The 8,024-nt window shown below is 63.6% G+C and carries 3 protein-coding genes and 1 pseudogene; 3 read left to right on the forward strand and 1 reads right to left on the reverse strand.

Features of this window, described 5'->3' with window-relative positions:
• Positions 1-27: 27 nt before the first annotated feature.
• On the reverse strand, positions 28-3,735 hold the full coding sequence (metH, locus tag G3436_RS14640) for a methionine synthase (RefSeq protein WP_163946169.1): 3,708 nt from the start codon (positions 3,733-3,735) through the stop codon (positions 28-30).
• 155 nt (positions 3,736-3,890) lie between these two features.
• On the opposite strand from metH, the gene G3436_RS14645 reads away from it, so the two are divergent.
• The 3 genes and pseudogenes from G3436_RS14645 to nfuA all read left to right on the forward strand — a co-directional run bounded on the left by G3436_RS14645 (position 3,891) and on the right by nfuA (position 7,978).
• Positions 3,891-6,191: a fatty acid cis/trans isomerase gene (locus G3436_RS14645; protein ID WP_163946172.1), complete on the forward strand. Its 2,301-nt coding sequence runs from the start codon at positions 3,891-3,893 to the stop codon at positions 6,189-6,191.
• Between the two features lie 111 nt (positions 6,192-6,302).
• Positions 6,303-7,324, forward strand: a pseudogene (locus tag G3436_RS14650) (acyltransferase family protein).
• A 69-nt stretch (positions 7,325-7,393) separates the two neighbouring features.
• On the forward strand, positions 7,394-7,978 hold the full coding sequence (gene nfuA, locus G3436_RS14655) for a Fe-S biogenesis protein NfuA (RefSeq protein ID WP_163946175.1): 585 nt from the start codon (positions 7,394-7,396) through the stop codon (positions 7,976-7,978).
• Positions 7,979-8,024 lie beyond the last annotated feature (46 nt).

Here is an 8,024-nt window from a genome sequence, read left to right on the forward strand (position 1 = left end):
GCTTGCCAGCGAAGGCGTCACCGCCGCTTAGTTGTCATACCCCAGGTTGGGCGCCAGCCAGCGCTCGGTCACTGCCAGGTCCTGCCCTTTGCGCGCGGTGTAACGCTCGATCTGGTCCTTGTCCACCTTGCCCACGGCAAAGTACTGCGCCTGCGGGTGTGCAAAGTACCAGCCGCTCACCGCTGCCGCCGGGAACATCGCGAAGTGCTCGGTGAGGAACACGCCGCTCGGCCCGGTCTCGCCAATCGCGGTGCCGTCGAGCAGGCGGAACAGGGTTTCCTTCTCGGTATGGTCCGGGCACGCCGGGTAGCCCGGGGCAGGGCGGATGCCCGCGTACTGCTCCTTGATCAACGCCTCGTTGTCCAGGTGCTCGTCCTTGGCATAGCCCCAGTACTCCTTGCGCACCTGTTCGTGCAGCCACTCGGCACACGCCTCGGCCAGGCGGTCGGCCAGGGCCTTGACCATGATCGAGCTGTAGTCGTCGCCCTTGTCCTGGTAGGCCTTGGCCACTTCCTCGGCGCCGATGCCGGCGGTGGTGATGAAGCCGCCCACGTAGTCGGTGATGCCGCTGTCCTTGGGCGCGACAAAGTCGGCCAGCGAGAAGTTCGGCTTGTTGTCCGGCTTGATCGTCTGCTGGCGCAGGTGATGCAGCACAGCCAGCGGCTGGCCGTCGTCGCCATACACCTCGATGTCGTCATGCGCCACCTGGTTGGCCGGCCAGAAGCCGAACACCGCACGCGCGCTGATCAGCTTTTCGTCGATCAGCTTGGCGAGCATTTCCTGGGCATCGGCGAACAGCGCGGTGGCCGCTTCGCCCACCACCTCGTCGCTGAGGATGCGCGGGTACTTGCCGGCCAGGTCCCAGGAGATGAAGAATGGGGTCCAGTCGATGTACTCGGCCAGCACCTTGAGGTCGATGTTCTCCAGCACCTTGGCACCGGTGAACGTCGGCACCACCGGCTGGTAACCGGCCCAGTCGTACTGGGGCTTGGCTTCGATCGATTTCGCGTAGCTCAGGCGCTCGGTGCGGGCACTGCGGTTGGCGGTGCGCTCGCGCACGTCGATGTAGTCCAGGCGGGTCTTCTCGACGAAGCCTGGCTTGAGCTCCTTGGACAGCAGCTGGGTCGCCACGCCCACCGCGCGCGAGGCGTCGGTCACGTAGATCACCGCGTCGTTGCTGTACTTGGGCTCGATCTTCACCGCCGTGTGCGCCTTGGAGGTGGTCGCGCCGCCAATCATCAGCGGCAGGTGGAAGTCCTGACGCTGCATCTCGCGGGCCACGTGCACCATTTCGTCCAGCGACGGGGTGATCAGCCCGGACAGGCCGATGATGTCGCACTTCTGCTCGCGCGCCACCTGCAGGATCTTCTCGGCCGGTACCATCACGCCCAGGTCGACGATGTCATAACCGTTGCAGCCCAGTACCACGCCGACGATGTTCTTGCCGATGTCGTGCACGTCGCCCTTGACCGTGGCCATCAGGATCTTGCCCTTGGCTTCGGGCTTGTCGCCTTTTTCCAGCTCGATGAACGGGATCAGGTGGGCTACCGCCTGCTTCATCACCCGCGCCGACTTGACCACCTGGGGCAGGAACATCTTGCCCGCGCCAAACAGATCGCCAACGATGTTCATGCCGCTCATCAGCGGGCCTTCGATCACTTCGATCGGGCGTGCGCACTGCTGGCGGCACTCCTCGGTGTCTTCGACGATGAAGGCGGTGATGCCCTTGACCAGCGCGTGTTCCAGGCGCTTGTCGACCGGCAGCGAACGCCATTCTTCGTTCTCGACTTCCTTGACTGCGCCGCCGCCCTTGTAGTCGTCGGCAATCGCCAGCAGGGCATCGGTGCCCTCAGGGGTGCGGTTGAGCACCACGTCCTCGACCTTCTCGCGCAGCAGTGCCGGGATCTCGTCGTAGATCTCCAACTGGCCGGCGTTGACGATACCCATGGTCAGGCCATTCTGGATCGCGTGGTAGAGGAATACCGAGTGGATCGCCTCGCGCACCGGGTTGTTGCCACGGAACGAGAACGACACGTTGGACACCCCGCCCGAGGTCAGCGCGTAGGGCAGGTGGTCGCGAATGTAGGCGCAGGCCTCGATGAAGTCGACCGCATAGTTGTTGTGCTCCTCGATGCCGGTGGCCACGGCAAAGATGTTCGGGTCGAAGATGATGTCTTCGGGCGGGAAGCCCACTTCATCGACCAGGATGTCGTAGCTGCGCTTGCAGATCTCGCGCTTGCGCGCGGCGGTGTCGGCCTGGCCGACCTCGTCGAAGGCCATTACCACCACGGCGGCGCCGTAGCGCTTGCACAGGCGTGCATGATGCTTGAAGGCCTCGACGCCTTCCTTCATCGAGATCGAGTTGACGATGCCCTTGCCCTGGATGCACTTGAGGCCGGCTTCGATCACTTCCCACTTGGAGGAGTCGATCATGATCGGCACGCGCGAAATGTCCGGCTCGCCGGCGATCAGGTTGAGGAACTTGACCATGGCCGCCTGGGAATCGAGCATCCCTTCGTCCATGTTGATGTCGATCACCTGGGCACCGGCCTCGACCTGCTGCAGGGCGACTTCCAGGGCCTCGGTGTAGTTCTCTTCGCGGATCAGCCGCGCGAAGCGCGCGGAACCGGTGATGTTGGTGCGCTCACCGACGTTGACGAACAGCGAGCTGCGGTCGATGGTGAACGGCTCCAGGCCCGACAGGCGACAGGCCTTGGGGATCTCGGGGATCACGCGTGGCGGGTACTTGGCCACGGCCTGGGCAATCGCCTGGATATGCCCGGGGGTGGTACCGCAGCAACCGCCGATGATGTTGAGAAAGCCGCTGGCGGCGAACTCTTCGATCACCGCAGCGGTTTCGGCCGGGGTCTCGTCGTATTCACCAAAGGCGTTCGGCAGGCCGGCGTTGGGGTGTGCCGACACGTGGGTGCCGGCCTTGTTCGACAGCTCTTCGAGGTAGGGACGCAGGTCGGCGGCGCCCAGTGCGCAGTTCAGGCCCACCGAGATCGGGTTGGCGTGGCGCACCGAGTTCCAGAACGCTTCGGTGGTCTGCCCCGAGAGGGTACGCCCCGAGGCGTCGGTGATGGTGCCGGAAATCATGATCGGCAATTCGATGCCGTCATCCTCGAACACCTGCTGCACGGCGAAGATCGCCGCCTTGGCGTTGAGGGTGTCGAAGATGGTCTCGATCAGGATCAGGTCGGCGCCGCCCTCGATCAGGCCACGGGTCGCCTCGATGTAGTTCTCTACCAGCAGGTCGAAGGTGACGTTGCGATAGCCCGGATCGTTGACGTCGGGGGAGATCGAGCAGGTGCGGCTGGTCGGGCCCAGCACGCCGGCAACGAAGCGCGGCTTGTCAGGGGTTTCGAGGGTCTTGGCGTCGGCCACCTGACGAGCGATGCGTGCGCCTTCGACGTTGAGCTCGTACACCAGTGCTTCCATGCCGTAGTCGGCCTGGGACACCTGGGTGGCGTTGAAGGTGTTGGTCTCCAGGATATCGGCACCGGCATCCAGATAGGCTTTCTCGATGGCGGCGATCACGTCGGGCCGCGACAGCAGCAGCAGGTCGTTGTTGCCCTTCACATCGCTTGGCCAATCGGCAAAGCGCGTGCCACGATAGTCGTGTTCCTCCAGACGGTAGCTTTGGATCATAGTACCCATGCCGCCATCGAGGATCAGTATGCGCTCTTTGAGGGCTTGCTGAAGTGCTTGGGAACGAGCGCTGCGGTCAGACATAGGACTACCTGGTCGGGCAAATACAAAAGTTGCGGAATAATAACAAACCTGCGCGGTTTTGAGGCGCGTTGCTGGTTTGCATGAATTTCATTCATGTTGGCGCGCCACTGCCACCAGTAGAATCGTGAAGCTATCAATACTTGGACATTTGGCACATGGTGCATCGCTTACTTGCCGGCGCCTTCGCCCTGCTCATCAGCGGCGTGGCAGTCGGGCAAGCCCCCGTCTCCGGCCCGGCTATTTCGTATACCCGGGACATCCAACCGATCTTCACCGAGAAGTGCGTGGCCTGCCACGCCTGCAACGATGCGGCCTGCCAGTTGAACCTGGGCAGTGCCGAGGGCGTCGCGCGCGGTGCCTCGAAAGTCCCCGTCTACCAGGGCGACCGCAGTACGGCGGTGGCGCCGACGCGCCTGTTCTACGATGCGCACAGCGTCGAGGCCTGGCAGCACAAGGGCTTCAGCTCGGTGCTCGACAGCCAGGACAGCCAGGCGGCGCTGATGGCCCGCATGCTCGAACTGGGCCACAGCGCGCCACTGGCGCCCAATGCCAAGCTGCCCCAGGAGATCGTACTGGGCCTGAACCGCAACAATATGTGCCCGCTGCCCGGCGAGTTCGACGCCTATGCCGGTGCCCATCCCAAGGAAGGCATGCCCCTGGCGGTGACCGGCCTGACCGACGCCGAGTACCAGACCCTGCAGCGCTGGCTCGCCGCTGGCGCGCCGGTGGAGCACAGCCCGATCCAGCCAAGCGCCACCGAGGCGGCGCAGATCCGCGAATGGGAGGCGCTGCTCAACCGCCCGGGCTCCTCCGAAGCGCTGGTGGGGCGCTGGCTGTATGAGCACCTGTTTCTGGCCCACGTGCACTTTGTCGGCGGTGAGCCGGGCCATTTCTTCCAGTGGGTGCGCTCGCGCACGCCCAGCGGCCAGCCGATCGACCTGATCGCCACGCGTCGCCCCAACGACCCGCCGGGCACCGACTTCTATTACCGCCTGCTGCCGGTGCAGGGCGTGATCGTGCACAAGACCCACATCACCTACCCGATGGGCCCCAACAAGCTCAAGCGCGTCAAGCAACTGTTCTACAGTGGTGACTGGCACGCCAGCGCCTTGCCTGGCTATGGCCCGCGCCACCGCGCCAATCCGTTCGAGACCTTCGAGGCCATCCCTGCGGTGGCGCGCTACCAGTTCATGCTGGATAACGCCGAATACTTCGTGCGCACCTTCATTCGCGGGCCCGTATGCCGCGGGCAGATCGCCACCGACGTGATCCGCGACAACTTCTGGACGCTGTTCCAGGAACCGGCCCACGACCGCTACCTGACCGATGCCGACTACCGTGGCAAGGCCACGCCGCTGCTGGCCATGCCCGGCCAGATCGACGACGTGGGCAGTATCCTGACCCTGTGGCATGCCTACCGCGACAAGCGCAACGACTACGAGAAGCTGCGTCGCGACGCCTATGCCGAGCTGCCGGCACCGAGCTGGTCGAGCCTGTGGGCCGGCAACGACAACGCACTGCTGAGCATCTTCCGTCACTTCGACAGCGCCTCGGTGACCAAGGGCCTGATCGGCGATGTGCCCAAGACGATGTGGTTGTTCGACTACCCGTTGTTCGAGCGCACCTATTACCAGTTGGCAGTGAACTTCGATGTGTACGGCAACGTTTCGCACCAGGCGCAGACGCGGCTGTATTTCGACCTGATCCGCAACGGCGCAGAGGTCAACTTCCTGCGCCTGATGCCGGCCGAACAGCGTGGCGACATTCTCAGCGACTGGTACCAGAACAGCGGCAAAGTGAAGATGTGGATGGACTACGAGGACATCGACACCGACACCCCGAGCGCCCTGAAACTCGACCCCAAAGACCCCAAGCGCGACTTCGGCCTCAAGCTGGTGCAGCGCACGGGCAGCCTCAACGCTTCGCCCGACCCGATCAACCGTTGCCAGGGGGCATACTGCTCGCTGCCCAGCAGCAGCGAGCAGTTCCGGGATGTAGAGCAGGCCCTGAGCCGGTTGACCTCGCGCCCGGCCGCGGGCCTCAAGGTGATCAACCAGTTGCCCGAAGCCACCCTGCTGCGTATCGAGGGGCAGGGCGGCACCCGCCAGGTCTACAGCCTGTTGCACAACCGTGCGCACAGCAACGTGGCGTTCATGCTCGGCGAAGCCTATCGCTATCAGCCAGGGCTGGACACGCTGACGATCTACCCGGGGGTGATGAGCAGCTACCCCAACTTCATCTTCAACATCCCGGTCGACGATGTGCCGGAGTGGGTCGAAGACATGGAGGCCGCTCGCGATGACGCCGCGAAGTTCGAGCGCATCGTCATGCGCTGGGGTGTGCGTCGCAGCCATCCGCAGTTCTGGACGTATTTTCACGACCTCAACCGCTACATCCAAGACACCGACCCGGTGGAGTCCGGGGTGCTGGACATGAACCGCTACGAGAACCTCTGAAATGCCCGCCGGGCAGATCGGGCTGATCTTTCCCGGCTTTTCGTAGTCCCACCCGCAAGCGGTCCCGATTCGTTCGGGGCCAGGGTGGGGTAACGAGAGACAGGTATCCGGATGCTGTTTTCGCTTCAAGCACTGCGGGCGTTCGCCGCCTGGGTGGTGGTGTGTCACCACTTCATACAGATCTTTTTCGACTTCAAGACCGATGGCCCGGTCGGCCAGGTGCTGGCTGACGTGGTGCGGTGGGGGTCGATATCTTCTTTGTCATCAGCGGGCTGGTGATCTACCTGTCGACCCGCGACAAGCCGATTGCGCCGAAACGCTTTCTGCTCAACCGGGCGCTGCGCATCGTGCCGGCCTACTGGTTCTACACCGGGCTGATGGCGCTGCTGCTGGTGGTGGCCAGCCAGTGGATGCCGCACCAGACCCTCAAGCTTCAGCACCTGCTGCTGTCGTTGCTGTTCATCCCGGCGGAGAACCCGGGTGGCTACGGGCTGTACCCCACGCTGAACGTGGGCTGGACGCTGAACTACGAGATGTTCTTCTACCTGCTGTTCTCGCTGGTGTTCCTGGTGCGCCAGCGTCATCACCTGTGGCTGGTGGCACTGGCGCTGTTCGTGGTCAGCGAAGTGCTGACCGGGCTGGGGGGGCTGGGGCGTTTCTACAGCAACAACATCATCTATGAGTTCCTGCTGGGGGTGGCCATCGGTGTGGTGCACCGGCGGGGCTGGATTGTCCAGGGCTTGTGGCTGCCGCTGTTGACCATCGCCGCCGCGGCCGCGGCGATCTACCGGTTCGATGCGTCGTCACGCCTGTTGCACTGGGGCCTGCCGAGCGCGTTGATCGTGCTGTCGTGCATTTCGCTGGAGCCTTATTTCAGCGGTAACCGCCTGCTCAAGGCGCTGGGTGACTGCTCCTATTCGGTGTACCTGATCCATGTGCTGGTGCTGTACGGCGGCTGGTTCGCCAGCGAGCGCCTGGGGCTGAGCCCGTACCTGGTGTTCGCGTTGTGTGTGCCGGTGATTGCCGGGGCCTCGTGGGCCAGTTACCAATGGCTGGAAAAGGGCCTGTACCGGCGCATGCACCGCTGGTTCGAGGCGCGCCTGGGGCCGGCGGTGCCGGTTGCACATTCCTGACGGGTTTACTAGGACTTTGTTCGCAGGCCGTGTTGGCGTAAACTGCGGGCAAGTCTGTGAGGAACTTACATGAGCGCCATAACTATTACCGACGCCGCGCACGATTACCTGGCCGATCTGCTGGAAAAGCAGAATACCCCAGGCATTGGCATTCGCGTTTTCATTACCCAACCGGGTACGACCTACGCTGAAACCTGCATCGCCTACTGCAAGCCGGGCGAAGAAAAGCCGGAGGATGAAGCGGTGGGCCTGAAAAGCTTCACTGCCTACCTGGACGCGGTCAGCATTCCGTTCCTGGAAGATGCGGTGGTCGACTACGCCACCGACCGCATGGGTGGCCAGCTGACCATCAAGGCGCCGAACGCCAAGGTGCCGATGGTCAACGCCGACAGCCCGATCAACGAGCGCATCAACTATTACCTGCAAACCGAGATCAACCCGGGGCTGGCCAGCCATGGCGGCCAGGTCAACCTGATCGACGTGGTCGAGGACGGCATTGCCGTGCTGCAGTTCGGTGGCGGTTGCCAGGGCTGTGGCCAGGCCGACGTGACCTTGCGCGAAGGCATCGAGCGCACCTTGCTCGAGCGTATTCCGGAGCTCAAGGGCGTGCGTGACGTGACTGACCACACGCAGAAAGAGAACGCCTACTACTAAACCTTTCGGACCCCTTCGCTGGCAAGCCAGCTCCCACAGGTACACC

The sequence above is a fragment of the Pseudomonas brassicae genome (genome assembly GCF_010671725.1).
In the GTDB taxonomy this organism is placed as follows: Bacteria; Pseudomonadota; Gammaproteobacteria; order Pseudomonadales; family Pseudomonadaceae; genus Aquipseudomonas; species Aquipseudomonas brassicae.